This window comes from Pauljensenia sp. UMB9872 (assembly GCF_030212665.1).
Classification (GTDB): domain Bacteria; phylum Actinomycetota; class Actinomycetes; order Actinomycetales; family Actinomycetaceae; genus Pauljensenia; species Pauljensenia turicensis_B.
Genome location: NZ_JASOER010000002.1, coordinates 127,105 through 150,786 on the forward strand (window position 1 = coordinate 127,105; position 23,682 = coordinate 150,786).

General features: G+C 57.0%; 21 protein-coding genes, 2 tRNA genes and 1 pseudogene. 11 read left to right on the forward strand and 13 right to left on the reverse strand.

All coding sequences use genetic code 11. The features are described from left to right. Window positions 1-48: 48 nt before the first annotated feature. From gyrA to QP109_RS01755, 5 genes are all read left to right on the forward strand, one after another. Window positions 49-2,682: a DNA gyrase subunit A gene (gene gyrA / locus QP109_RS01735; RefSeq protein WP_006680599.1), complete on the forward strand. Its 2,634-nt coding sequence runs from the start codon at window positions 49-51 to the stop codon at window positions 2,680-2,682. Further along, window positions 2,679-3,074, forward strand: coding sequence for a DUF3566 domain-containing protein (locus tag QP109_RS01740; RefSeq protein WP_006680600.1), 396 nt, complete (start codon window positions 2,679-2,681; stop codon window positions 3,072-3,074). Before gyrA ends, QP109_RS01740 begins: the two co-directional genes overlap by 4 nt. An 89-nt stretch (window positions 3,075-3,163) precedes the next feature. Continuing rightward, window positions 3,164-3,237, forward strand: a tRNA-Ile gene (locus QP109_RS01745). 32 nt (window positions 3,238-3,269) lie between these two features. Further along, window positions 3,270-3,407, forward strand: a complete 138-nt coding sequence (locus QP109_RS01750) for a DLW-39 family protein (protein WP_006680601.1) — start codon at window positions 3,270-3,272, stop codon at window positions 3,405-3,407. A 7-nt stretch (window positions 3,408-3,414) separates the two neighbouring features. Next, a tRNA-Ala gene (locus QP109_RS01755) sits at window positions 3,415-3,487 on the forward strand. 182 nt (window positions 3,488-3,669) lie between these two features. On the opposite strand, the gene QP109_RS01760 is transcribed toward QP109_RS01755, so the two are convergent. The 8 genes from QP109_RS01760 to QP109_RS01795 all read right to left on the reverse strand — a co-directional run bounded on the left by QP109_RS01760 (window position 3,670) and on the right by QP109_RS01795 (window position 13,450). Further along, window positions 3,670-4,434 (reverse strand): phosphatase PAP2 family protein, encoded by a 765-nt coding sequence (locus tag QP109_RS01760; protein ID WP_285022933.1) that lies wholly within the window; start codon window positions 4,432-4,434, stop codon window positions 3,670-3,672. After that, window positions 4,431-4,862: a YchJ family protein gene (locus tag QP109_RS01765; protein ID WP_285022934.1), complete on the reverse strand. Its 432-nt coding sequence runs from the start codon at window positions 4,860-4,862 to the stop codon at window positions 4,431-4,433. Before QP109_RS01765 ends, QP109_RS01760 begins: the two co-directional genes overlap by 4 nt. A 158-nt stretch (window positions 4,863-5,020) precedes the next feature. Continuing rightward, the gene (locus QP109_RS01770) at window positions 5,021-6,106 is read right to left on the reverse strand and encodes a YeiH family protein (RefSeq protein WP_229037782.1); all 1,086 of its coding nucleotides are present in this window, start codon (window positions 6,104-6,106) and stop codon (window positions 5,021-5,023) included. Between the two features lie 101 nt (window positions 6,107-6,207). After that, window positions 6,208-7,248, reverse strand: a complete 1,041-nt coding sequence (gene trxB, locus QP109_RS01775) for a thioredoxin-disulfide reductase (RefSeq protein WP_285022951.1) — start codon at window positions 7,246-7,248, stop codon at window positions 6,208-6,210. Window positions 7,249-7,334: 86 nt separating this feature from the next. Next, on the reverse strand, window positions 7,335-8,882 hold the full coding sequence (locus tag QP109_RS01780) for a midas domain-containing protein (protein ID WP_285022937.1): 1,548 nt from the start codon (window positions 8,880-8,882) through the stop codon (window positions 7,335-7,337). 30 nt (window positions 8,883-8,912) lie between these two features. Continuing rightward, window positions 8,913-10,667 (reverse strand): murein biosynthesis integral membrane protein MurJ, encoded by a 1,755-nt coding sequence (murJ, locus tag QP109_RS01785; protein WP_285022939.1) that lies wholly within the window; start codon window positions 10,665-10,667, stop codon window positions 8,913-8,915. After that, window positions 10,664-12,925 (reverse strand): DUF6049 family protein, encoded by a 2,262-nt coding sequence (locus tag QP109_RS01790; RefSeq protein WP_285022941.1) that lies wholly within the window; start codon window positions 12,923-12,925, stop codon window positions 10,664-10,666. Before QP109_RS01790 ends, murJ begins: the two co-directional genes overlap by 4 nt. Continuing rightward, window positions 12,926-13,450, reverse strand: coding sequence for an NUDIX hydrolase (locus tag QP109_RS01795; RefSeq protein WP_207760311.1), 525 nt, complete (start codon window positions 13,448-13,450; stop codon window positions 12,926-12,928). It abuts the gene before it with no gap. Between the two features lie 223 nt (window positions 13,451-13,673). Here QP109_RS01795 and QP109_RS01800 point away from each other — a divergent pair, with 223 nt between their 5' ends. The 4 genes and pseudogenes from QP109_RS01800 (at window position 13,674) to QP109_RS01810 (ending at window position 18,168) form a co-directional block, all read left to right on the forward strand. Then, window positions 13,674-15,230 carry a CCA tRNA nucleotidyltransferase gene (locus QP109_RS01800; RefSeq protein WP_270771921.1) on the forward strand — a complete coding sequence of 519 codons (1,557 nt, stop codon included), beginning with the start codon at window positions 13,674-13,676 and terminating at the stop codon, window positions 15,228-15,230. Between the two features lie 111 nt (window positions 15,231-15,341). After that, window positions 15,342-15,479: pseudogene (locus QP109_RS09375) on the forward strand (NAD(P)-binding domain-containing protein); the annotation flags it as partial. Beyond that, the gene (locus QP109_RS01805) at window positions 15,415-15,606 is read left to right on the forward strand and encodes a hypothetical protein (RefSeq protein WP_502929263.1); all 192 of its coding nucleotides are present in this window, start codon (window positions 15,415-15,417) and stop codon (window positions 15,604-15,606) included. The pseudogene QP109_RS09375 and the gene QP109_RS01805, both read left to right, overlap by 65 nt. A gap of 177 nt (window positions 15,607-15,783) precedes the next feature. Beyond that, on the forward strand, window positions 15,784-18,168 hold the full coding sequence (locus QP109_RS01810) for a transglycosylase domain-containing protein (protein ID WP_285022942.1): 2,385 nt from the start codon (window positions 15,784-15,786) through the stop codon (window positions 18,166-18,168). Between the two features lie 159 nt (window positions 18,169-18,327). On the opposite strand, the gene rplI is transcribed toward QP109_RS01810, so the two are convergent. The 5 genes from rplI to QP109_RS01835 all read right to left on the reverse strand — a co-directional run bounded on the left by rplI (window position 18,328) and on the right by QP109_RS01835 (window position 21,697). Next, a complete protein-coding gene (gene rplI, locus QP109_RS01815) occupies window positions 18,328-18,786 on the reverse strand; it encodes a 50S ribosomal protein L9 (RefSeq protein ID WP_270771836.1) in 459 nt (152 codons plus the stop codon). 20 nt (window positions 18,787-18,806) lie between these two features. Then, window positions 18,807-19,049: a 30S ribosomal protein S18 gene (rpsR, locus tag QP109_RS01820; protein WP_006680614.1), complete on the reverse strand. Its 243-nt coding sequence runs from the start codon at window positions 19,047-19,049 to the stop codon at window positions 18,807-18,809. Window positions 19,050-19,132: 83 nt separating this feature from the next. Beyond that, window positions 19,133-19,669 (reverse strand): single-stranded DNA-binding protein, encoded by a 537-nt coding sequence (locus QP109_RS01825; RefSeq protein WP_101628121.1) that lies wholly within the window; start codon window positions 19,667-19,669, stop codon window positions 19,133-19,135. 39 nt (window positions 19,670-19,708) lie between these two features. Continuing rightward, window positions 19,709-19,999 carry a 30S ribosomal protein S6 gene (gene rpsF / locus QP109_RS01830; RefSeq protein ID WP_101628122.1) on the reverse strand — a complete coding sequence of 97 codons (291 nt, stop codon included), beginning with the start codon at window positions 19,997-19,999 and terminating at the stop codon, window positions 19,709-19,711. A 225-nt stretch (window positions 20,000-20,224) separates the two neighbouring features. Next, window positions 20,225-21,697 carry an MATE family efflux transporter gene (locus QP109_RS01835; RefSeq protein ID WP_285022944.1) on the reverse strand — a complete coding sequence of 491 codons (1,473 nt, stop codon included), beginning with the start codon at window positions 21,695-21,697 and terminating at the stop codon, window positions 20,225-20,227. A gap of 282 nt (window positions 21,698-21,979) precedes the next feature. Between QP109_RS01835 and dnaB the strand changes: the two genes are divergently transcribed. Together dnaB and QP109_RS01845 are read left to right on the forward strand one after the other, a co-directional pair. Further along, complete coding sequence (dnaB, locus tag QP109_RS01840; RefSeq protein ID WP_101628124.1) at window positions 21,980-23,314, forward strand: replicative DNA helicase; 1,335 nt, start codon at window positions 21,980-21,982, stop codon at window positions 23,312-23,314. 189 nt (window positions 23,315-23,503) lie between these two features. Then, the coding region (locus tag QP109_RS01845) for a transposase-like zinc-binding domain-containing protein (protein ID WP_502929264.1) at window positions 23,504-23,682 on the forward strand (179 nt) is incomplete at its 3' end.

Sequence of the window (23,682 nt, forward strand, 5' to 3'; positions counted from 1 at the left end):
CACGCACCGGCCGCAGGCCGGCCTCGTCAATAAAACTTAAGGAAAAACGTGAGCGACGAGCTAAACAACACAACCGACGCGGCTGTCGACTACGACCGTGTCCTGCCGGTTGACCTGCAGGTAGAAATGCAGCGCTCCTACCTCGACTACGCGATGAGCGTTATCGTCGGTCGAGCCCTCCCCGACGTGCGTGACGGCCTCAAGCCTGTTCACCGTCGCGTGCTCTACGCGATGTACGACGGCGGATACCGACCCACTTCCTCCTTCTCCAAGTCGTCCCGCGTCGTCGGCGACGTCATGGGTAACTACCACCCGCACGGCGATGCCGCGATCTACGATGCGCTGGCACGTCTGGTGCAGTGGTGGTCGTTGCGCTATCCGCTGGTTGCCGGTCAGGGTAACTTCGGTACGCCGGGTAACCTTGGCCCCGCAGCACCCCGTTACACCGAATGTAAAATGGCGCCTTTGGCGATGGAAATGGTCTGCGATATCGATGAAGAATCCGTCGATTTTCAGGACAACTACGATGGCAAGAACCAAGAGCCGACCATTCTGCCGTCCCGCTTCCCGAATCTGTTGGTCAACGGCTCCGAAGGTATCGCGGTCGGTATGGCGACCCGCATCCCGCCGCACAACCTGCGAGAAGTTGCCGACGGTATCCAGTGGGCGCTCGAGAACACCGAAGCATCCCGCGAGGAACTGCTTGAGGCTCTGATTCAGCGCATCCCCGGCCCGGACTTCCCGACCGGCGCCACGATCCTCGGACGCAAGGGCATCGAAGACGCTTACCGAACTGGTCGCGGTTCCATCACCCAGCGTGCAGTCGTCAACGTTGAGGAAATTCAGGGACGCCAGTGCCTGGTTGTCACCGAGCTTCCCTACCAGGTGAACCCCGACAATCTTGCCGACAAGATCGCTCAGCTGGTTCGTGACGGCCAGATCCAGGGTATTGCGGATATCCGTGACGAAACCTCGGGTCGTACCGGCCAGCGCCTCGTCATCGTCTTGAAGCGTGACGCGGTCGCCAAGGTCGTTCTCAACAACCTGTACAAGCGCACTCCGTTGCAGGAAAACTTCAGCGCCAACATGCTGGCGATCGTCGACGGTGTCCCGCGTACGCTCAGCTTGGACGGCTTCGTTCGTCACTGGATCACGCACCAGATTTCCGTCATCGTGCGTCGCACCCAGTTCCGTCTGCGCAAGGCTCAGGAACGCCTCCATATCTTGGAGGGCTACCTCAAGGCACTCGATGCTCTCGACGAGGTCATCGCGCTCATCCGTCGTTCGCCGACTGTCGACGAAGCACGTAAGGGCCTCATGGACTTGCTCGGTGTGGACGAGGTTCAGGCAGACGCGATCCTCGCCCTGCAGCTGCGTCGTCTAGCTGCTCTGGAACGCCAGAAGATTATGGACGAGCATGCCGAACTGACCGCGCGAGTCACCGATCTGCAGGACATCCTCGATACGCCGGCGCGTCAGCGTTCCATCATCTCGAGTGAACTGCAGAAAATTGTCGACAAGTACGGCGATGACCGTCGCACGCGCATCGTCGCCTTCGACGGAGAAATGTCGATGGAAGACCTCATTCCCGAAGAAGACGTGGTCGTCACCATCACCCGCGAAGGTTTTGCGAAGCGTACGCGCACCGACAACTACCGTTCGCAAAAGCGCGGTGGCAAGGGTGTTCGTGGCACGCAATTGCGCGGAGATGATGTTGTTGAGCACTTCTTCGTCACGACCACGCACCACTGGCTGCTGTTCTTCACGAACCTCGGCCGCGTGTACCGTGCGAAGGCGTACGAGATCCCCGAAGGCGGTCGCGATGCCAAGGGCCAGCACGTTGCAAACCTGCTGGCATTCCAGCCGGAGGAACACATCGCGCAGGTCCTCGCCATCCGCGACTACGAGGTCGCCGACTACCTTGTCTTGGCAACCAAGTCCGGTTTGGTGAAGAAGACTCCGCTGAAGCTCTACGAGTCCTCACGTACCGGTGGCATCATCGGCATCAACTTGCGTGAAGATGAGGCCGGTAACCCGGATGAGCTCGTGTCCGCACAGGTCATTAACGCTGATCAGGACCTGATCCTGGTCTCGCGTGATGGCCAGGCAGTCCGCTTCGCCGCCACCGACGAGCAGCTCCGCCCGATGGGTCGCTCCACGGCGGGCGTTCGTGGCATGAGATTCCGCGGTGACGACGAACTGCTGTCCATGGAGGTTCCGCGCGAGGGCGCTGATCTGCTGATCGTCACTGACTCCGGTTATGCGAAGCGCACTCCGGTTGAGGAATACCCAACGAAGTCCCGTGGCACGTTGGGTGTCCGCGTTGGCAAGCTCGTTGATGAACGCGGTGGCCTTGTTGGTGCACTTGTGGTCAATCCGGATGAAGACGTCATGGTCATCACCGAATCCGGCAAGCTGGTCCAAGTGAACGCCTCGGATGTTCGCCCAACGGCACGCAACACGATGGGCGTCATTTTCGCTCGCCCGGACGAGGACGACCGCATCATCGCGATCACTCCGAACCCGGAGCGCGATATTGATAATGAAGATGGCGAATCTGAATCTCAGGACTCCGATAGCTTGGGTGATGAAACGCCGACAAACTCTTCGAATGCTGACGAAAGCGCTGATAACACTGTAGCGTCAGAGCAAGAGTCCACCCAGGAAGGTAATGACGAATGAGCGACGCGCACGGCATGTATTCCATCAATGACACGCCTCGTCGAGTTGATATCGCTATCGCGCGAGTCGATGCGTGGACGGTAATGAAGGTGAGCTTCCTTCTTTCCGTCGCATTCGGCATTGCCATGGTGATTGCAACCGCTGTCTTGTGGTTCATGGTTGACGGTATGCATGTCTTTTCCACCATCGAAGACTTCATGAAGACCATCGGTGGTGAAAAGTTCATCCCGTTCCTTGACTATCTGCGTCTTCCCAAGGTTCTGTCCTACGCCACCATTGCCGGTGTCGCGAATGTTGTTCTGTTGACCGCCATCTCAACCCTTGGCGCCATGCTGTACAACCTCATCGCGTCCCTGGTGGGTGGCGTGAAGATCTCCTTGATGGACGAATAATCGTGTGGTGCGCTACATCACGCCATTCAATTTGAAGTTGGACGGTGGGTGTGCGTAACATAATCGAGTGCTCTTCAGGGCACAAGATTGGGCCTATAGCTCAGTAGGTTAGAGCGCAGTCCTGATAAGACTGAGGTCGATGGTTCGAGCCCATCTAGGCCCACGTTCCGCAATCGCAAGAAAGGCGGAGATCCAATGAAGAAATGGATCACAGCACTCAGTGCGGTGGCTACGGCTGTTGCAGCGGGTATTGTTGTGCGACAGATTCTCGAAGATCTCTCCGACAATGTAGAGTTGTGGAAATCCGTGACGGACAATCCTTTCCAGGATTGATGTCATTGGGGCTATGGCGCAATTGGTAGCGCACCTGCTTTGCAAGCAGGGGGTTACGGGTTCGAGTCCCGTTAGCTCCACACATACCCCGGTACATTTCAGTGCCGGGGTTTTTCGTTTGTTGCCGGCGGAGTGGGCGCGGGCCGGCGTACACGTGGAATGCGGGTTGTGTCGTGTCAGGCGACGTTTTGCTCTTGGGAGCCGTTTTTGTCACCTCGTATGACTTTTCTGCTACGCATATGGTCGTCACATGGTTCACTGTCTAGCGTGTGTGAACGCTGTGGCGGGTCAATAAAAGACCTCCCAAGATCAGTGCGATACCTGATCCCATCAGCGCTCCACCAATGATGTCTGTTGTCCAGTGCGCGGCCAGGTAAATGCGTGTTGTGGCCACAAGCGCCACTAATGAGATCGCGAGCGCCCAGATCAGGCAGGCGCGGCCTCGTCGATTCCATGAAAGGCGGGAGTCTGCGATACCGACATTGATCAGGGATAGTCCCCATGCATGTAACGAAAGCAGAGCAGCACTGATAGCGAGAGCGGAGGCGGCGGTGGTGTGACCGGAGGGGAAAGAATGGGAAAGTTCGACGACGAGGCGCTGTGGAATCGGTGGGCGGACTCGTTCGATACCGAGCTTGACCAGCGACGTTGCAACCGCTGACACCGCCATCACTAGGGGAATAAACAGCCCGAAGCGCCACGACTTTGAGACTGCCCAGATCAGTAGTCCGAGGACGACCGCTTCGATCACGGAAACAGTCGGGGAGAAAAGGTGGGTCACCGCTTTCATGAACGCGGTCAACGCATCGATGCGGATCGTGAGCACCCAGTTCAGAATCGCCTGATCAAAGTTCGCAACAGACTTCAGGTGAATGAACAGGCCCAGGATGATTGCGCCGAGAATCGCCCAATTACCGACAATAATCCGCGTCCAGCCGACCAACCCAACTGAGTGGACAAGGTCGCGGAGCTTGGGGTGGATGTAGTCGGTGTCGATATGGTCAGTGTGGGTGTCGTGAGAGTTCACATCATCGTCCCATCGACATAGACCCACCGGCCACCGCGCTTGGTGAAGGTGGAGCGTTCGTGCAAGCGGTTGTGGCCTCGTGCGTGAGTGAAGTCGACGATGAACTCGACAATGCCGTCCTGGTCGTTTTCGGTGCCCGTGACGGTTTCGACGATGGTGAGCCCGTTCCATGTTATCTGCGGGTCGATGTAGGGGGGAGCGGGGCGCGTGCGCGGATGCCACGAGCGGAAAAGATGGTTTTCGTTGCGTAGCACGAAGGCAGAGTAGCGCGAGCGCATGAGGGCTTCGGCGGTGGGTGCGGGCTCGCCGTCAAGGATCGGGGAGCAACACGCGCCGAATGCGATGGAAGAACCGCAGGTGCACGGGTCAGTGGGTGTGAGGCCCTGCGCGGATGCTACGCCTTTACGTGGCAAGTCAGAAAGCGTCATACGCATTAGCCTACCCGGGCAGATTTTACGAGGCGCGAACAGGACAGTGGTGTGCCCGTTGCTGTTTTCACCAATATACGAGGACGACCACATTGGTCTCACCCTACGCCAGCAAGAGGGCCGGTAGTGGAGGCCCTCTGCTGACGGTAAGCGAAGAATCAGTGCGCCAGCATCACGCCGATGAAGCCAATCAGAGCAACAATGACAGTCGTCGAGGTAGCAAGAATGAACGGCTTCGGGCCAACGGACGCAAAATCACGCAGCTTCACGGACGTGCCCAGTGCGAACATCGCCGAGGCGAGTAGCGCCGTCTGAATAATCTTCAGAACCGCAAGCCACGACGCGGGAACAATCCCGGTCCACCGCACGAAGACCATGACGATGAATCCGAAGACAAACAGTGGCATCAGAGGCGGAAGCTTGCCACCCTCGGAACCCATGCCGGGGATCTGAGCTCCCGACGCCATCTTCTGACGCCTCCAGATGCTGATCGTCGCCATAACGGGAGCGAGCATCAGCACGCGAGCAAGCTTCACAACAACCGCACCAGACAGTGCCTCGGGATCTCCCAAAGCACCGCCAATCGCGACAACCTGGGCGACCTCGTGTGTGGCCGCGCCACCCCACAAGCCAGTGGTCAGCGGATCCAAACCGAACAGCGTGCCGAGAATCGGGATCAACGGAATCAGCAGCGTGCCAAAAATGACGACCTGCGCAATAGCGGTGACAACCTCTTCGCGATCCTGAGCTTCAATAACGCCATCAACCGCGGCAACAGCGGCCGCACCGCAGATCGAGAAACCGCCCGCGATCAGCAGTGTCTGTGTGATCGATAGGTGCAGAGCTCGCCCCACAAGAAGCGTCGACACAATACCCAAGACGACAACCGCAACAACAACACCGATCATCCCAGCGCCCAGTGCCACGATATCGGCTACCACCAGCTGTAGGCCCAATAGCACAACGCCAGCACGCAACAGACGCTTGGAAGTGAAAACCAGACCGGGATCCAGGACCGCGGGTAGCTGTGCAATATTCCGCAGAAAAACACCCAGAATGATCGCCACCAGCATTACCGACAGCGCCGGCACAAAATGGTTGATGAGCAATGCCAGTCCGACCGCAACGAAAGACAGTGCGATGCCGGGCAACATACGCATCAACGAGGCGGACCAGCCAGACTGAGTCGCCGTGGCTGGCGTAGGGGTCGGAGCAGATGATGATGAAACTGAAGCTGGGCTCATACAGATAACTGTATGAGCCCAGCCGAGCAGTTTAGGGGACGAATGCTCGTTTTTACCTTGATGTGCGCTGTTGCACGCGCTCACTCATCATGGATAAATGATCAGTCGTCCAGCGAGGCCAGCCAACGCTCGGCGTCAAGGGCCGCGCGGCAACCGGAACCGGCAGCCGTAATCGCCTGACGGTAGGTGTGATCAACGGCGTCACCACAGGCGAAGACACCTGTTGCAGAGGTGCGCGTTGACGGTTCGTCGACCACGATGTAGCCGGCGTCGTCCAGTGCGACGTCCGCAGCGAGGAACGACGTGCGTGGTAGGTGACCAATCGCCACGAACACACCGTTGACATCAAGGTCGGACAGCGTGCCATCAACGGTGCTCTTCAAACGCAGGCCCGTGACCTCGTCGGTACCCAGGACCTCGTCGACGGTCGAATTCCACACGAACTCAATCTTCGGATTTGACTTCGCACGGTCAGCCATCGCCTTCGAAGCGCGGAGCTCATCGCGACGGTGCACGACGTACACCTTGGAGGCGAAGTTCGTCAGGAACGTTGCTTCTTCCATTGCCGAGTCACCACCGCCGATAACGGCCAGCACACGATCCTTGAAGAAGAAGCCGTCGCAGGTCGCACAGTAGGAAACACCGCGACCTGACAGCGAATCCTCGCCCGGAACATTCATGTGACGGTACTCAGACCCGGTCGCCAGAATGACAGCCTTCGCGTACAGCAATTCGTCGTCGACGGCCACAACCTTCACATCACCCGACAGGTTCACCGCGGTGACATCCTCGTAGCGAACGTCCGCACCGAACTTTTCTGCCTGCTCACGCATGTTATCCATGAGCTCGGGCCCCTGAATACCTTCGGGGAAACCGGGGAAGTTCTCAACCTCAGTCGTCGTCATCAGAGCGCCACCGGCAGCGAGAGCTCCAGCGATCACGATTGGCTTCAGGCCGGCGCGAGCCGTGTAAATCGCGGCCGTGTAACCGGCAGGACCAGAACCAACGATGATGACATCGTGAATGGTTGCATCTGCCCGAACCTCGCCAGACGGGCGGGTTGCCGGCTCGGTCGAAACGGTCTCGACCTCGGTATCAACCGTGTTCACGGCCAGCAGGTCAGACATCACTGTAAATTCCATCATTACCTTTCGAAAAGATCGCCAAGAGTGCCAGGCTTCAGGCACCTATTGATCTCATCAGCCAATAGTGTGCTTTGCGGGAATCGCTACTGAACGCTGAGTTCGCTCACCCATGCCCAGTTGTTACCGTCGAGCGAAGTCGGCATGGTTGCGAAGGACAGAGCAATCTGCGACGTGGTGACGGGTTCAGGAAGGGTGATCTCCGTTGTAGGACTCAACGCCCCACGCGCCAATTCTGTTCCACTTCGAGGAGCATCGGCATCCGTGACGTTGCGCACGACCAGTTCACCACCGGACGTGGACGGATCCATGTTCAGCGTGATCTGAGAAACCGTTGCTTCTGCAGAGAACTTGATAACGATGGTGACAGTGTTGTCGTCAGCGAAAGAATTCGTGTCGTAGTAGCGCGAGTGCCACGTGGTCGATGGGTCGCCGTCAATCATGTTGACCGCAGTATCCGGGTGATCGCCGTCATCGTTTGACCAAGACAGAACGGATACGGAAGAAACAAGCGGAGTAGTCGTTCCCTGCATTCCCGATTGGTCATCGGATTGGGTTTGGTTTGCCGATTGTGCGTCTGCGAGCGACTGCGCCAAGTCAGGCGAGCCAACAGGTTTCAGCAGACCCATCGTGCCGAAGATCGCAGCGAGAATAGTCAAAACAGCCGCAAAAACAAGAGTCGGCTTTGTCGGATCAATCAGCCCTCGTTCACGCTGAGGCTGGTCCTCTTCACCCGCGGAGGCCACAAGAGCCTGATGGTCTTTGGGACGCTCAACAATCGGGCCGGGGAAGTCAGTCGTCACGTCGGCCTCGTGTGCCGGTGGCATGTCAACGGGTGCCACCAGCGGGGGAATGCCCGTGAAGTGCTTCGATGCGACAGTCTTGTCAGCCTTTTCGCCCTCGTCGTTTTCCTTATCGACGAGGCTGCCTTCGTCGTCGCTACCCCGATCTTCTTCAGGGGCGGAAGGTATGGACGAATTATCTTCATCGGATTCGTCCTGAGCGCCTTGGTCGAGGTCGCCGTCTTCGCCAGACTCAACAACGCCATCTGTCGCTTCTGGTGTCTTCAAAGCGGACAACTTTGCTTTGATCGTGGCGATCAGGCCAGCAAAACCCGTGAGCGCCACGCCGCTTTCAGTATCGGATTCTTCATCTTCCGATTCGTCAGAACTATCGTCGCCCGACTCACGGTCTTCTACGTCAGTGTCGTCCTCAGCGTCCTCATCCCGTTCGGACTCTGCATCGTCGGCGCCATCAGAGGGATCATCGATTTCTTCGACGCGCTCCTCATCCTGATCAATGCTTTCAGGCTGCTCGCCTAGGACAGGCTCTTCAGGCTCATCGATAACGGCCACATCATCATCCTCGGGTGAATCCGCATCGTCATCGTGGCTTTCATCAAGCTGGACGTCTAAAGAGTCGACCACGGCCTCGTCCCCATCTTCGGCTTCAGAATCATCAGACTCAGGGTCTGCCAGAATCTCGTCGAACGAGGGGAGAGCAGCGGCCAGCGCAACAGCAGTCTCGCGATCGGCTTCGCTCAACTCAGGGTTGGGCGAAGCAGGAGTAGGTGAGTTTTCAGAGGACGTACCGTCCGACAATTCATCGTGATCGGGCTTGCCGTCCGTGCTCATGGGGATCCTCCGTTGAAAAAGTGCGAGAACTCAATCCATTATCGTTGAAGAAGTTGATTTCGGCTGTATTGGCGCAGCAAGGATGCGTCGCAAAACCAGTGGAACTCGCAACCTTTGAAGTAGCGGAGTGATCGTGCGCGCGCTTGTTGACGGCGAAATCAGCCTCAGAACAACCATGTACACAATCGACGCGACCAGTGAAACCATGATCAGCTTCAACGAAGCGCCACCAAAACGAAGCAGGGTCGATGAAGTCTGGGTCTGCACTCCCACCAGCTTTAATGCGCCGAATGAAGACAGCGTCGCCAGCACGGCAGAAACCACAAACGCGCTGTAGGAACGCAAAAGCAAGGCACGATCCACGTAGGAATTACGACGCGACACCCATGCCACCGCAATCACGCCTTGGACAATGCGACACGACGTTTCACCAAGAGCAGCGGCAACAACCCACCACTTGGCACCCGTCATCGCATACAGTCCCCACCCGACGATGACCTGAAGAATGGTCGGACCAATACCCATCAAGAACACGGGTTTAACGTCTTCATAAGCGAAGAAAACGCGTTGACTCATCAAGACCATGCCCGTTGAGGCCACACCCGGCATTAAAGCAACAAGGACCCAGGCATACGCGAGGATCACTTCCTGGTTCGTCTTTGAGTACAGAACCATCTGCATCATCGGCACGGAACCAGCCATCAGGATCGCGGCTGCCAGCAGAGTCAGGGACGTAATTGTTTGGACGCCCAGATGGTAGCTCGCTGCCACGGAACGATCATCATCATCGGCGACCGCCCGCGCCATTTGAGTGAAGATCGCTGTTGTCAGCGACACCGTGATCAGCGACTGCGGAACCATGAAAATCATGAAAGCGGTTGCGTAGGCGTTAATACCGACGAGCACACCGTCATGCGTTTTCGCGTACGCATCGGCCAAAGCAGCCAAGTTATTCGTCGACAGAACACCGATCTGGCTGACCCCCAGCGTCGCGAACGTCCATCCGGCAACCTTCGACGTGGAGCCAAATGACGTGCCTCGGAAATGGAAGTCAGGCTTGAAATGAACGCCTGATCGTTTCATCGGAATGAACAAGACAAGCGCCTGAGCAATCACGCCCAGCGTCGCCGACCCACCCAGTAGCCAGAATTGTGTCGCGGAAAGATCCTCGACATTGATGCGCCCTTCGGTGCCACCCCACAAAAAGAGGAATGCACCCAAACCGGCGATACCAACAACGTTATTCACCACCGGCGCCCACATGTATGGGCCGAACACGCCACGCGCATTCAGTAGCTCACCCAGCAGGTTGTACAGGCCGTAGAAGAACAGCTGTGGCAAACAGAGCAAAGCGAAAAGAATCGCCAACGTGCGAGTTTGAGCGTCGTAGCCGGCTGCCGTGATCACAACCAACAGCGGAGCGGCAATCATCGCCACGATCGTCACGATAAACAGAAGCGTCCCAGCAAGAGTGAGCAGACGATTCACATAGGTTTGACCATCGTGCTTCCGCTTCAGTGCTCCAACGATCTGTGGAACAAGAACCGCATCAAAAACGCCGGACGCCAAAAGATTAAAGACCGTGTTCGGCAAAGTATTCGCTGTTTGGAAGGCTGCGGATACACCACCGCCGGCTGCTCCAATCGCAGCAAGAAGCATTGCCGAACGAACAAACCCAAGGATTCGCGACACCATCGTGCCCGACGCCATGATCGCGCTGGCCCTCAGGATGGATCGGCTCCGAGGCTCCGGAGGCGCTTCAACCGAAGAGTTCGACTCGGTCATTTGTTCTCCTCTTCTTTACGCCCAGCACGGCGCTTGCGTACCGACCTGACCAGGCCGATCACAAACAGAAGACCAAAAGCAATCGCAACCGTGATAGTAAAAGCATCTTCCCAGCCGGCACGCATACGGACAAGAATGTCATCCGAGATGGCAAGAAGCGCGCCGTCGGCAGTATTGATTTGGTAGGTCACTTCAATATCGCCCGACCCGATGGCATTCACGGGAACGTTGACCGCGGTGACTGTTCGCGCAGGAATGGTTGTGATCGCGGACTGGCGAACCTTCAGCCTGGGATCGGATGGGTTGATCGTGACCGTCACATTCACGTCCCACGCCAAATCATTACGAACACGGATCGGAAAATCCGCGGACTTGTTAATCAGATTCACCGTGTCTGAAGGCACCAGTGACACCAGAGAGCGGAGGTTCGACACCTTCGCGCTGAACTGGGACGCGCGCGTCACCTGCTCATCGGTGCCGATCGACGCACTCACCGTCGGCAAAATATCGTCGTGGAGAGTCGCGTTGACCGCCTTCGGGTCAGACGTTGAATCCGCAAAAGACTTCAGTTGTGCCAGTGCATCGCCAAGCGTTGTCAATGCTGCGCTTGTTTCAGCCGACAGCTGACCGGGTCCGACAACGAAACGCTCAACGTCAGTCACCTGCGACGACGCGATCTGGCTAAACGACGTGGGCTCAACCCACCGCTGTTGGAGTAAAGACTTCAGACGCTGAACAAGCGAAGCAGACGGGGCCAACGTGCGCGACGCCGTCACCTCAACCGTTCGAGACACACTGGGACGCTCACGCGTAATAATCGCAGACACGCCAGCAAGTGCCTGGTCAACATCAAGAGCGTCCGAGCTCGTTGACACTTCCCAACTCAGCAGATCGTTCAACGTCTTATTCGTTGAAAGAACAGTCGCCGTCGAATCCGTCGCCCCCTGCGTGGACGTTTCACCCGTCGAATAATTCACTTCAACGGGAGCAAGGGAGGTAAACGACACCTCGGGGTCCGGATCCAACGCACCGCCCGGAGCGATCGTCACCTTATCGGAAGCCAAGGCCAGCCCGGTCGTACTGAACGTTTCAGCTTTCGGCCACTCCACATTCTTCAAAATCGTCGCATTCGCGTGGGTTTTTGACGCCTTCTGCGCAGCACTCTCGTTCGAGGACTGAGAATGTGAACCGTTTGTCTCACTTTGCGACCCCTGGGTTTGGGTAGCCCCTGACTGGTCAGAGCTCTGCGATGTCGCGCTCTGCGGGTTGGATTCGGCTAAGTCGGCAGACGCGGCCTCGTACCCCTCAATCGCGATGCCGGTTGCACTCCACCCCGCTGCTTCCACCGACGTTGGAAAGGACTTGATCGACGCGGACATCAGCGCAGACAGCTGATCGTTTGCCGCCAACGCAACCACGCCGGGATCGGCATCTCCCGTGGGAAGCGCGATGATTTCACGTTCAGCCACCAATAGCTTCGATGCGAACAATCCGTCAGCATTCGCCTTCGAAGTCGACGTGTCACGAGTTGGACGCGGAATCACCGTCGAATCAAGAGCCAGCGTCGTACCCGGAATCTGAGCAATCTCAGTTATCGCCGAACGCTCTTTCACGGTATTGCTTGAATTCGACGCGGTCCACGGAACAACAGCGTTCACCTGCGTCGGCTGGACCTCCTGGCCGGAATCCCAAATAAAAATCGTACGATCCGCGCCACTGTGATCCCCCGACAGAACGTCGACGCCGAGGGCTCGCGGACCCCAGTCATAGGACGAATACAGGTCGAGGCGATCAACTGGAATATGAACCTCGAAGGGGATGGTCTGCCCGCCGGGAATGTCCTCGCTGGTTTCTTCGTAGCTGATCAGACGCCCAGGACGCGTCGACGCATCCAAAGAATCAGCGAGTTCACGAATACTATCGGCCGGACTAAATGCCATCGAGACCATCAGCAAAGGGGCAGAAAGCGCTTCATCACCGGTGTTCGTGATTGTGCCCGAAACAACCAGCTCGCTTTCGTTCGTCAGAATCTTCGGGCTGAGCTGATCGATTGACACGGTCAAGCCGTTCGATGATTGCGATTTGGCAAACAGGTCCGGGACAGTTGCCTGCGTGCCACCTGCCGTTTCATCGCCGAACGAGGCCGGTGCGATCACGCTGCTTCCAACCATGGCAAGGCCGGCAAGGGTGGCGGTTGCTAGGGCGACGCTTCGGATACTCGTGGCGAAGAGCCGACGGGCGAAAAGTCCGTGCCTCATCTATTGCCCCCGATAGAGGAGATCAAGAGCCAGAGAAACGATGCGACGCTCATTCGGGTAAGCGAGCTGGTGAGGAAGATCTTTCAAACGAACCCATGCGGCAGCTTCCGCTTCGTGATCAGGGTCATTTTCAACCGTAATTTCACCCGAAACGTACTGCATCAGGTAGTGGTGAACGACCTTATGAACCCGGCGTTCATTGCCTGAGAACCAGTAGTCGATGCTGGTCAGGTGAGTCAGAATCTGGCCGTGGATACCGGTCTCTTCCGCTACTTCACGAAGAGCTGCCTGCTCGGCCGTTTCCCCGGGTTCAATGTGCCCCTTCGGAAGACACCATTCGATGCGACCTGAACGATTCCTTCTGGCAATCAACGCGGCGTAGGGAATTCCATCCACAACGTCAATGACGATGCCACCGGCCGACGTTTCGGATGAAACGGGAAGATGCGATGTTGACGAATGAAGCTGGCGCGTATGACGAATCGGGGGTCGTGGGACCCCCTGTCTGTGATTCGTTGGACGCATAGGCATACGTCCACTTTAGTTGCCCGACGGCAACGTTTCGTGACAGACCGTCCTTGTGTACAGACTCGTCACCAGATTCACGCGCTTCTTAATGGCAGTTTCCCGCCAAAACATGGCACGCTTAGGGGTGATGAGTGAAAAGACCACACTTTCGAATCAGCCTAACTCGCACCCTCACGCGCGCGTATATGCGGACATCTCTGCTCGCGATATTCCATCGCTGATGGTGAATGCTCGAAATGCCTTCGCCAATTTGCCATCGGAGATTCTTGAGCTTGGACGCGTTTTTGAAGATGCAGGAGAAGAGATCGCCCTAGTCGGCGGTCCGGTTCGCGATGCCTTTCTGGGTGTGGACCCGCATGATTTTGACCTGACAACGTCTGCGCGCCCAGATAAGACCGAAGAGCTCCTGGCCATGTGGGGCGACGCCGTATGGGATATCGGCAAGGAATTCGGAACGATTGGCGGACGCCGTAAGAATCTGGTCGTCGAGGTCACCACGTATCGTACGGATTCGTACGAGGTCGGTTCGCGCAAACCAGAAGTTGCCTTTGGGGACACTCTGGAAGGCGACCTGACCCGTCGTGACTTCACCGTGAATGCGATGGCGATGCGTCTGCCGTCCATGACGCTTGTTGATCCGCACAACGGTTTGGAAGACCTTGCGGCCTCGCGCCTGCGTACGCCGGTGACAGCTGAGCAGTCCTTTGACGATGACCCGCTCCGGATCATGCGTGCTGCGCGTTTCAGCGCTCAACTGGGCATCGACGTTGACATGGATGTCATGGATGCGATGGAAATAATGGCGTCCCGTCTTGAAATCGTGTCAGCAGAACGAATTTGCGCCGAACTGCAACGTCTGATCATTTCTCACTGGCCTAGGCGGGGCCTCGAATTGATGGTTCACACGGGAGTTGCCAAGATTGTCCTGCCGGAACTCGCCACGCTGGTGGAAACCGTGGACGAGCACAACCGCCATAAGGACGTCTACGAGCACACTCTGACCGTCCTCGACCAGGCGATCGCGTTGGAGACCGGCCCGGATGGCCCAGTGCCCGGCCCCGACTTCATTCTCCGATTCGCGGCGTTGATGCACGATGTGGGCAAGCCCGATACGCGCGTTTTCGAAAAGAACGGGACCGTCTCGTTCCACCATCACGAAATCGTGGGTGCGAAGATGACGCGTAAGCGTATGCGCGCTCTGAAATTCGACAAGGCGACAACCCAGGCGGTTGAAAAGCTCGTGTCTCTTCACCTGCGTTTCCACGGGTACGGGGAAGTAGCCTGGAGTGATTCGGCAGTTCGTCGCTATGTTGCTGACGCGGGTGACCAGCTTGAACGTCTTCATCGTCTGACCCGCGCTGACTGCACAACGCGTAATCGTCGTAAGGCAATGATGCTGTCAAGCGCCTACGACGATCTGGAAAACCGTATCGTTGCTCTGCGCGAGCAGGAAGAGTTGGACGCGATCCGCCCGGACTTGGACGGTGACCAGATTATGGAAATCCTGGGATTGCGTCCGTCACGTGCGGTCAAGCTCGCGCGCGACTACCTGATGGAGTTGCGTCTGGAGAACGGCCCGATGGGTGAAGAGGCGGCAAAGGCAGCTTTGCTCGACTGGTGGTCTTCGGAAGAAATCCGCGAGATTGCAGCGGAATATCAGGCTCAGCAGGCGCACTGGGAGTCGCTTGTTGCGCAAAAGCGAGCAAAGAAAGCTGCTGCGAAAGCGAAGCGACAATCTGAGTTGGCAGATGAGACAGTGCCAACATCAGCGGATTAGTTTCGCTCTAGTTGCTGTTTGAGTGTGTGAACTACGAGGTCTAGGCCACGCGTCTTCACTGTGCAACCTCGGCTTAAAAGCACTATCTCCTGCAGAAAAAGAAGGCGTGAAGTGACGACCTTTACTCCTCAGAAGGCATCAGCAGATATCGGTGTGTGCGGTTTGGGCGTTATGGGCGCTAACCGTGCTCGCAACCTTGTGCGCAACGGCTACCGCACCGCGATCTTCAACAGGACCCCTGCCCGCAGCCCTGATTCAGCGACAGCGCGACTTCTTTGGTTCGCACACGTACAACTGTGTTGACCGTGAAGGCACGTTCCACACGTTGTGGGCATCAGGTGGTCACCCGGAAGAAAGTGGAATTGAGATTCCCTGAATCCTAAAAGCTCAGGGATTCCATCTTCCATGTGACGGGGGCACTCAACTTTCTTGTTGGGCGCGAATTATCTCGCGTGAGACTCAAGATGATTCGGTTGTCCCCGTCACTCTTCACGCAGATTCCCAGGTTTTCTGCCTAGGCTGGTGGTAGAACTGTCCGACGAAAGGCTCAACCGTGGCACAATCCACCGGTCATAACCCGGGCTCACCTCTGCCGAAGCGCGCTGATTATGCGCGTCAGCGTCGCGCCGCGCAGGAAGTGGCCGACCGTGAAGCGGTAGCGAAGGCCCGTAAGCGTCAGTCGCAGCCACCCAAGCAGGCGCCACAACCGCCTCAGCGTCGTTCGGTGGGCGCGCAGGCGAGCCAGGAGTATTTTGCTCCGGTCACTTCTGCCACCGCCCGTCCGGCTTCTGCGTCTTCGGCTTCCGCTCAGTCACGAGGCCGGTCAGCCAAATCAAAACCCGTGGCGAAAAAGAAGTCCGGGTGGGGTCGACGTATTGGCCTGACCATTGTTTTCGCGTTCTTACTGTCGGTGATTGCTGGCGCGGGCCTGTTCCTTTACATGTATTCACGTGCGACGATCCCTGCCGCATCCGACTTGGCGCTCGCTCAAAAGACGAGCATCTACTATTCGGATGGCACGACCAAGCTCGGTGATCTTGGTGAAGTGAACCGCGAGATCATTGATACGACCACGCTTCCTGACTATGTCGGCAAGGCAATTGTCGCGTCGGAAGACCGGACTTTCTACACCAATTCGGGCGTTGATTTGAAGGGTATTGCTCGCGCCCTGTTCAACAACGTCACAACGGGTTCACGTCAGGGTGGTTCAACGCTGACTCAGCAGTACGTTGAGCGCTACTACACGGGTGAAACCACGTCGTACAAGGGTAAAGTAAAAGAAGCGGTCCTAGCGATCAAGATCAATCGTGAACAGTCCAAGGACGAAGTCCTGGCAAACTACATGAATACGATCTACTTCGGTCGTGGCGCATACGGTATTGAAGCGGCAGCAAAGGCTTACTACGGTCATTCGGCTGCTGAAATGACGTTGAGTGAAGCAGCAATGATTGCGGGCATTATCCCAGCGCCTTCCGCGTGGGATCCAGCAGTTGATGCAGACCAGGCGAAGACTCGCTGGGAGCGCGTGCTCAACCTCATGGTTGAAGATGGCTGGATTTCGCAGGCGGAATCTGATGAGGCAACCTTCCCTGAAACCATCGACCCCGCAACTGTGGAGACTGAATCAATGAGTGGTCCCAACGGCTATCTGATTCAGCAGGTGAAGGAAGAACTGCTCGCCACAGGCGCGTTCACGGAGGAAAGCCTCGACGAGGGTGGCTTGAAGATTACGTCCACCATCGATCAGACGAAGCAGGATCAGGCGGTTGCAGCCGCTCAGACGATGTCGTCGGTCAGCGGTTGGGATCCGGCAACAATGCACGTTGCCCTGTCGTCCATTGACCCTGCAACGGGTGAAATTGTTGCTGAATTTGGTGGCGATGACTACTTGGCTCGTCAGCAGAACGCTGCGACGCAGGATATCGCGATGGCCGGCTCCAGCTTCAAACCGTTTGCGCTCATCGCAAATGCGCGAGCCGGCGGATCTGTCTACGACACATACAGCGGTTCTTCTCCGCAGTCGTTCCCCGGGCTGACCGAACCCGTTCGAAACAATGCGAACGTGTCTTACGGCAAGATCAATCTGATCACCGCAACCGAGTATTCGGTGAACACCTCGTTCGTTGCCTTGAACAAGGATATTGGCCCGGCTGCCACGATGCAGGCAGCTATTGATGCCGGTATTCCCGAATCCACGCTCGGCTTGGACTCGAGCCTGCTGAACGTGCTTGGCTTCGCATCACCCCACAATATTGATCTAGCGAGTGCGTACGCGACGATCGCCAACGGCGGACAGCGCATGACCCCGCACATCGTTCGTTCCGTGGCTGACTCAGCGGATAACACGATATTTACGACGACCGTTGAAGCTCGCCAGGCGTTCTCGTCAACCGATGTGTCGGCAATTATGCCGGCTCTTCAGGCCGTGACCGCTTCGGGTGGTACGGCTGAAACGGTGTCGTCCACTCTGCCAGGTTTTACGACCGCAGGTAAGACGGGCACGTCCAATGACCAGCTTTCAGCCCAGTTCATTGGTTTCGTTCCGGAATTGGTGACCGCTGTTTCGATGTATCAGTCGGACGAAGAAGGCAACGCTGTGTCGCTGGCGAATATCGGTGGCTTAGACCAGTTCCACGGTGGTGACTGGCCTGTGACCGTGTGGAACACATACATGTCGGCGATTTCGTCAACGCTCAGCCAACAGACCTTCTCTTGGTACGTTGCACCGAAACGCCAGTCGAATCAGCAGACCATGAGCCAGAGTGGTGCGCAAGCTCCTCAGACTGAAACTTCGGAGCAGCCGCCCACTGAGTCGAATGAAACCCAGGGTCAGACCCCGGGGCAGACTCCTACCCCTGCACCTCCGAGAACCGATCAGCAGAACCAGAATGGGACTGACAATTCAGGACAGAGCCAGGGTGGCAGTCAGAACGGTTAACATGGGCAGAATTCTGAGCAGCCTGCGGATAGTCCGTAGTCTAGGCATCTAGACGATAAAACAGCGGTGGGGCCCTACCAACTGGTAGAGCCCCACCGCTATGTGCTGGCTGTTTACTTCACTTACTCAGCGGTTAAGTAAACAACTGGCGGATGCCAATCACTCAGCGATAACGCGGACCTTGAGGTTCGCGGAAACTTCCTGGTGGAGGTTCACTGAGACGGTGTACTGACCAACGGACTTGATCGGGGTTGCGATGATGACACGACGACGATCAATGGTCTTACCGAGCTGTTCCTTGACGGCGTCAACAATCGAAGCTGCCGAGACTGCACCGAACAGGCGACCGGACTGGCCGACCTTGCCGGAAACGGTGACGGGCTCTGCTGCCTGAAGGACGTCGCGGAGTTCGCGAGCATCATCGACAGTTGCGATTTCGTGGCGACGACGTGCAGCTGCGATCTGATCGATCTGCGACTGTGCGCCCTTCGTCCACTTGGTCGCGTAACCGCGGGGAACAAGGTAGTTGCGTGCGAAGCCAGCCTTGACCTCGACGACCTCGCCTGCGTTGCCAAGGTTGGCAACATCGTGGGTGAGGATGAGCTTAGTGGTAGCCATAATAAGTATCCTTCCCCGAATCAGCGGCCGGTCGACGAGTAGGGCAGAAGCGCCATTTCGCGGGCGTTCTTCACTGCGCGGGCAATGCGACGCTGCTCCTGGACGGAAACGCCAGTGACGCGACGTGCACGGATCTTGCCACGGTCAGAGATGAACTTACGCAGAAGCGCAGTGTCCTTGTAGTCGATCGATTCGATCTTGGCCGACTTCAGCGGGTTGGCCTTCTTCTTGATGGGCTTATTGCGAAGTTGAGGCTTCGCCATGATGGTCTCCTTGGATCCGGACGGAATGTTCCGCCCAATTCATGTGATGTCTATGTGTCTGATGTGGGCCCGTGGGCCACCGATCAGAACGGGGGTTCGCCGAACGAGTCGCCCTGGGAAGTGCCCCACGGGTCATCGTTCGCGCCACCCTGAGGTGCGCTGTAGCTGGCTTGGTTCGATCCGTATCCGCCACCGGACTGGCCGGCGTTACGGTTTCCACCCTGGTATCCGCCACGTCCCTGGCCGGAGCCGGAACGTTCCTGACGAGTCACCTCGGCGCGGGCCCAACGCAAGGATGGGCCAACTTCTTCGACGCGGAGTTCAACGACGGTGCGCTGAGCACCCGTACGATCTTCGAAGTTGCGCTGAACCAGGTTGCCCTGGACGATGACGCGCATGCCCTTACGGAGCGATTCGGAGATGTTCTCTGCGAACTCGTTCCATGCGGAGCAACGCATGAACAGGGTGTTGCCATCGCGCCACTGACCAGACTTTGAGTCGTACTGGGAGGGCGTTGAAGCAACGGTGAAGTCGACAACGGCTTGGCCACTGTTGGTGAAACGAAGTTCGGGGTCAGCGGTGAGGTTACCGACGATGGTGATCTGGGTATCTCGTGCCATGTCAACTCCTAATGACGGTGGTGGAAAATCGAACTGAACTCAGTGAGCGTCGGGGCGCTGGAGCTTGGTGCGCAGGATGGTCTCGTCGAGACCCATGCGACGGTTGAGCTCGAGCGCGACATCGGGAGTCGTGGTCATGTTAATGACAACGTAGATCCCTTCGGAGCGCTTGAGGATGTCGTATGCAAGACGACGCTTGCCCCAGACGTCAATGTTCTCGATCGAGCCACCGTTTGCGGTGACGGGTGCGAGGTACTTTTCCATCGTGGGGGTGACGGTGCGCTCATCGATCGAAGGATCGAGGATCACCATCAGTTCGTAGTTACGCACTGTTAATCCCACCTCCTATGGTCTTTGCGGTCACGGACGGTCCGTGACAGGAGGGTAATGCGTGTGCATTTGCGGGTTGCAAACGCGTGGAAAGTCGCTACTGGTGCAACGACAATCCAAGAATCAAGATTACCGTCAAAATGAGCCCGCGCGCTAGTGGAGTCAGGTAGTGCTGTGTCACTCACTTCCTTCGATGTGAGTGCTTTGCCGGGCCTCGTCAATCACCTATGAGGTAGCTGGCATTGAACGCAAGAGCCCGCCTTTGGAAAACCAGGTGCGCCAGATGTTCGACGCGAATCGCGCACCCAGGTAGACGAGGGCGTAAGCCAACCAGACTCCCACGACGATGATCGACGAGGCCACGCCCGCCTGCCTGAGGTATTCAACGGCTCCAAGCGCGGGCAGAAGAACGGCCAGCTGAAGGGGACCCGCAATCGCGAAAAACATGTTGTCACCAGCGCCGAGCAGGACACCGTCGAGCATGAACACCACACCGCAGAACGGGAAACCAAGCACGGACGCGAGCAGTCCCCACTTCGCGAGCTCATGCATCACCGGGTCTGAACCGAATACCAGGGGAAGCCAAGGCGACAAGAAGGCGATGAGCACGGTCAGAATGAAGCCCACTCCAAGACCCCAGATGGTCAGCACTTTAAGGAGCTCACGGAGTTCGGACGCGGACCCCTTGCCGACCGCGAACCCAACGAGGGACTGCGAAGCAATTGCCAACGAATCAAGGATGAAAGATGCGAGAGTCCAGATTGTCAGAACCACCTGGTAGGACGCGACTTCGCTGGCACCGAGATGGGACACCGGCCAGATCGTCGCGAGTCCAGCGACGCGCAGAGCAACACCGCGGACGATCAGGGGAGCACCTTCGATCGCTGCGTGAGCGATCCCCGAGGCGTCGGGACGAAGGGTGATCTTTTCGGCTCGAGCATGCGAATAGAAGATCGCAACATACACGCTCGCCATGCCGATCAATGAAACCGAGGTGCCGATACCGGAGCCTGCGACACCCAACTTGAAGCCGTACATCAGCGTCGCGTTCAAGGCGATGTTGACGAGTGTGCCGACAGCGGTGACGATCAGCGGTGTGCGCGTGTCCTGAAGGCCGCGCAACATTCCGACCACGGCGAATCCGACCAGGGTGCCGATCAGGCTGGGAGCTGACGCGATCAGGTACATGGTCGCCTGATGGGAGACCTCGGGATCCTGGGTCAACAGACCCACAAGGGGCTTCGCGCTGGCAATGACAGCAACGGTGGATAGTATGCCCAGCCCTAGCGCCAAAATCGTGGCGTTCATGCCTTGTGCAAAAGCGCGCGCTCTATCCCCCGAACCGAGGGCCCGGGCTGTTAATGAAGTTGTGGAATACGCTAGAAAAACGAACAAAACAACGACTGTTTGCAGGATCTGGGAGGCCACGGAAAGCCCTGCGAGCTGCTGTGTTCCCAGGTTTCCCACCATTGCCGAGTCGATGAAAGTAAATAGGGGTTCGGCGATGAGAGAACCGAGAGCGGGGATTGCTAAAGCGAGGATTTTCCGCGTAATACTGCGGTATTTATGGGGTTGAATCCCGTCGTTTTCGAGGGGGATTTCGGCTTTTTGGTCGGGTGGTGTGGAGGGCGAAGACAGTGCCGTTGAAGCCTCAAGTTGGGGTTGAGAGTTCGATGAACCTTTGGGCGTGTCGTCCACTATTTTTCCTTCACTTTGTTTTCCACAATCTGTGCACATATCTGTGGACAACGTATACCAATGCTATCGGTAAATCGCGCCGAAAAGACTTGTGTAGCATTCCTCAACAAGTAAAACTATCCACACACTGTCCACACCGTGCTGTGGATAACACGCCGTATTGTCCACATCTTTTCCATACGTTATCCCCATTCAAGTTCACCTTGAGAGTGGGCAGAACGCCCGTGCGGGGTTATGCTCGCGAGACACTGAAGTATCACGAGGCTGGCGTAAGGAGAAGCAGTGGCCGAAGAGTTTGATCGTGTCCAACCGCATGACAACGAAGCTGAAGTTGCTGTCCTTGGCTCCATGCTCCTGACCGTTGACGCGATCGTTGACGTCACCGAAGAAATTCGTGGATCCGACTTCTACTCGATGCAACACGAGATCATCTTCAATGCGATCGTTGAACTCTTCGGACAAAACCAGGTTGCCGATCCCATCACGGTGTCTGACAAGCTCCAGCACGATGGCACTCTGACAAAAATTGGTGGCAGGCCCTACCTGCACACATTGATGGCATCGGTTCCTACCGCCGCCAACGCCGGCTACTACGCGCGCATCGTTCGCGAAAAATCCATTATGCGACGCTTGGTCAGTGCCGGAACGCGAGTCGTTCAATTGGGATACTCCGAAGAAGGCGCGGAAATTGATGAGCTTGTCGACCAGGCTCAACAGGAAATCTTCGCCGTCGCTACCGACCGTGCATCCACCGACTACGTGTCGATGAACACGATGGTGAATTCGCTGGTTGAACACCTTGAAGCCATTCAAAAGAACGACGACCTATTCGGTGTGCCCACCGGCTTTACCGACCTGGATGACCTGACGCAGGGCCTCAAGGGTGGTCAGATGATTATCGTTGCAGCCCGACCGGCAATGGGTAAGTCCACATTCGCACTGGACTTCTGTCGCTCGGCGTCAATCAAGCACGACATCACGTCACTGATCTTCTCGCTCGAAATGAGCCAGCAAGAAATCGCCATGCGTATGGTCTCCGCAGAATCCGGCGTACCACTGACGAAGATGCAGAAAGGCACCATGAACGATGACGATTGGCGCAAGGTCGCCAACACCATCGGCAAGGTCGCACAATCTCCTCTCTACGTTGACGACTCCGCCAACATCACGATGACGGAAATTCGTTCAAAGTGCCGTCAACTCAAGCAGGAACAGAACCTTGGACTGGTCGTCGTTGACTACCTCCAGCTGATGACAACCGGTGGCAAAGCCGAATCGCGTCAGCAGGAAGTTTCTCAAATCTCGCGAAGCCTCAAGCTTCTGGCGAAAGAAGTCGACGTTCCCGTCGTCGCAGTCGCCCAGTTGAACCGTAAGTCCGAAGAACGAACCGACAAGCGCCCCATGATGTCTGACCTGCGTGAATCTGGATCACTGGAACAGGACGCAGACATCATCATGCTGCTTCATCGCCCCGACTACTACAAGGAAGATGATCGTCCGGGCGAAGCAGAAATCCACGTCGTCAAACACCGTGCGGGTGCAACGAAGACGATCACTGCGCTCTTCCAAGGACACCTGGCGCGCTTCGCTAACTACACGCGTCGCGGAGAAGACTAATCAGCACCGGCCAACTGTCGCGTGCCACCAATTGCGAATCGAGGTTTGTGGGCGAGCGTGGCCTCGTCAATCGGCGTCAGGCATACCGGCAATCTGGGGTTAATGGCCAAAATGTGTGTACAGAATCGCTGTTTTTGCTGGTTTGACTAGGGGTTTTAGGGGTTTACACATGCTTTGAGAGCATGTGGTGTGAAGGGTGCTTGTAATCAACCTGTTTGTGGGGTATGTGGCTGGAAGCTAGTTAAGAATGGTTCCACTAGCGCAGGTAGGACTCGTTGGCGTTGTCAATCGTGTGGTGCCTCGACTACTCAGGCCCGCCCCGATATAACGGCTAAGGCCCAAGCCAGTATGTTTCTGGACTGGTTGTT

Coding starts and splice junctions, on each gene's coding strand:
- QP109_RS01740 (WP_006680600.1), top strand. CDS start 2,679: ATGAGCGACGCGCACGGCATGTATTCCATCAATGACACGCCTCGTCGA.
- QP109_RS01750 (WP_006680601.1), top strand. CDS start 3,270: ATGAAGAAATGGATCACAGCACTCAGTGCGGTGGCTACGGCTGTTGCA.
- QP109_RS01765 (WP_285022934.1), bottom strand. CDS start 4,862: ATGACGCTTTCTGACTTGCCACGTAAAGGCGTAGCATCCGCGCAGGGC.
- QP109_RS01770 (WP_229037782.1), bottom strand. CDS start 6,106: ATGAGCCCAGCTTCAGTTTCATCATCATCTGCTCCGACCCCTACGCCA.
- trxB (WP_285022951.1), bottom strand. CDS start 7,248: ATGGAATTTACAGTGATGTCTGACCTGCTGGCCGTGAACACGGTTGAT.
- QP109_RS01780 (WP_285022937.1), bottom strand. CDS start 8,882: ATGAGCACGGACGGCAAGCCCGATCACGATGAATTGTCGGACGGTACG.
- murJ (WP_285022939.1), bottom strand. CDS start 10,667: ATGACCGAGTCGAACTCTTCGGTTGAAGCGCCTCCGGAGCCTCGGAGC.
- QP109_RS01790 (WP_285022941.1), bottom strand. CDS start 12,925: ATGAGGCACGGACTTTTCGCCCGTCGGCTCTTCGCCACGAGTATCCGA.
- QP109_RS01795 (WP_207760311.1), bottom strand. CDS start 13,450: ATGCGTCCAACGAATCACAGACAGGGGGTCCCACGACCCCCGATTCGT.
- QP109_RS01800 (WP_270771921.1), top strand. CDS start 13,674: ATGGTGAATGCTCGAAATGCCTTCGCCAATTTGCCATCGGAGATTCTT.
- rplI (WP_270771836.1), bottom strand. CDS start 18,786: ATGGCTACCACTAAGCTCATCCTCACCCACGATGTTGCCAACCTTGGC.
- rpsR (WP_006680614.1), bottom strand. CDS start 19,049: ATGGCGAAGCCTCAACTTCGCAATAAGCCCATCAAGAAGAAGGCCAAC.
- QP109_RS01825 (WP_101628121.1), bottom strand. CDS start 19,669: ATGGCACGAGATACCCAGATCACCATCGTCGGTAACCTCACCGCTGAC.